Here is a 2,032-nt window from a genome sequence, read left to right as displayed (position 1 = left end):
GATGACCACATGCTGCGCAAAGGCAGCGGCGCGCGCCACGGCCACGCATTGGCGCTGGCCGCCGGAGAGTGTTTCCACGGCCTGCGTCATCGAACGAATCCCGACCTTGAGTTCCTGCATGCGGGCAATGGCCTGCTCCAGCATCTTCTTCTTGTCGAGCAGGCGCAGCCAGCGGCCCAAGGGGCCGGGCTTGAGGAGTTCGCGGCCCAGAAACAGGTTTTCCGCAATGCTCATGGCAGGGGCCACGGCCAAATCCTGGTAGACGGTTTCGATCCCGGCACGGCGCGCATCGATAGGAGACTTGAAGCGCATCGGCTTGCCGTCGAGCAACAGTTCGCCTTCGTCAGGCACGGTGGCGCCCGACAAGGCCTTGATCAGCGAGGATTTTCCGGCGCCGTTGTCACCGATCACGGCCAGGATCTCTCCGGCGCGTAGTTCGAAGTCGGTACCGTCCAGTGCGGTGACCTGGCCGTAGCGCTTGACCAGTCCCTTGGCCTGCATGATCAGAGGTGCGGAAGTGGGGAGGGGCGTTGAGGTGTTCATCAGCGGGGCCCTTTGCGCGACATCTGGTCGGCCGCGACTGCCAGGATCACCAGAATGCCGGTAATCAGTGTCTGGTAGACGGAGGCAACGCCCATCAGGGTGAGACCGTTGCGAAACACGCCCACAATCACCGCGCCGACGAGCGTGCCGAGGATGATGCCGCGTCCGCCAAACAGGCTGGTGCCGCCCAGCACCACGGCGGTGATGGCATCGAGGTTTTCGGTTTGCCCGGCATTCGGGTCGCCGACGCCGGTGCGCGCCACCGACAGGAGCGCGGCGATGCCGTAAAAAAGACCGGCCAGCGCGTACACGGCCACCAGTACGCGGTCGACCCGGATGCCGGTCAACCTTGCTGCTTCGGCGTTGTTGCCCACGGCATACAGGTGCCGGCCCGGCGCGGTGTCCCGCAAGACAAACCACGCCAGCAGATACAGGCCAATCATGGTGACGGTTCCCAGGCTGACTTCGGTGCTGCCCAGATCGAATGTGTTGCCCAGCGCGGTCAATTCCGCCGGGAGGTTGGGAACGATTTGCGCGTTGGAGTAGATCTGTGTGATCGCAAATGCGATGTTCAGGGTGCCCAGCGTCACGATGAAAGGGGGCAATTTGATACGGGTGACCAGCAAGCCATTGACGAGGCCGAAGCCGGTCGTGACCGCCAGGCCGCAAGCAATGGCCAGGTAGGGGTTGATGCCGTAATTCACGGCGAACTTGGTCATCACCATGCCGCCCAGTGCCATCACCATGCCACAGGACAGGTCGATGCCGGCCGTCAGGATGATCAGGGTCTGTCCAATGGCCAGGACACCGACCACCATCACCTGCTGCAGCACCAGGGACAGGTTTGCACCCGTCAGGAAGCGGTCTGACTGGGTGGTAAAAAAGATGCAGGTGGCCAGCAGGGCCAGCCAGGGGCCGAGGGCCCCCCACGGGATGTGGCGCGAAGACAGGTTCATCGGTAAAGATCCAGGATGGAGAAAATGATGTTGTCATCCTGCACCGGACCTGGTGCAAGATGACAGGCGGCAGGCGTCTGGCCGATTACTTCGCACCCCAGCAAAGGTTCAGTCCCGTTTTGGTGTCTTTGCTGTCTACACCCGGAAGGGCTTTTGCCGAGACCAAGGTCACGCCGGTGTCGGTGTAACCCGAAGCCTTTTTGCCGCCCTTGGCGTAGCTGACACCTGCTGCCACGCCCAGCGCCGCCATGGTCAGGGGGTATTGCTGCGACGTTGCGGTGATGATGCCGGCTGCCGTGTCCTTGATGCCCTGGCAGCCGCCATCGACCGAGACAATGGTCACGCCTTTTTCCTTGCCGGCCTTTTTCAGCGCATTAAACGCACCCGCGGCCGCAGGCTCGTTGATGGTGTAGACCACGTTGACGTCGGGATTTTTCTGCAGGCAGTTTTCCATGGCCGTCTGGCTCTTGGCCTGGTCACCAAAACCATCGGCCATGCAGACCACGGCCGCGTCTTTGGACAGCTCGTTGGAT

At 62.3% G+C, this 2,032-nt stretch carries 3 protein-coding genes; all 3 read right to left on the bottom strand.

Translation table 11 applies throughout. The features are described 5' to 3' along the window. A partial coding sequence (locus AC1D1X_RS21705; RefSeq protein ID WP_477699157.1) for an ATP-binding cassette domain-containing protein occupies positions 1-543 on the bottom strand: 543 nt, incomplete at its 3' end. Next, the gene (locus AC1D1X_RS21700) at positions 543-1,499 is read right to left on the bottom strand and encodes an ABC transporter permease (protein ID WP_477671141.1); all 957 of its coding nucleotides are present in this window, start codon (positions 1,497-1,499) and stop codon (positions 543-545) included. The genes AC1D1X_RS21700 and AC1D1X_RS21705, both read right to left, overlap by 1 nt. 85 nt (positions 1,500-1,584) lie before the next feature. After that, the coding region (locus AC1D1X_RS21695) for a substrate-binding domain-containing protein (RefSeq protein WP_477699156.1) at positions 1,585-2,032 on the bottom strand (448 nt) is incomplete at its 5' end.

The organism is Polaromonas sp. P1_G4, from assembly GCF_056405475.1.
Note: the sequence above shows the minus strand (reverse complement) of the source record. Positions and strands in the feature narration are given on the sequence as shown.

Bases quoted from the DNA above. Each gene is read 5' to 3' on its own strand.
- AC1D1X_RS21700 (WP_477671141.1), bottom strand. From the start codon at position 1,499: ATGAACCTGTCTTCGCGCCACATCCCGTGGGGGGCCCTCGGCCCCTGG.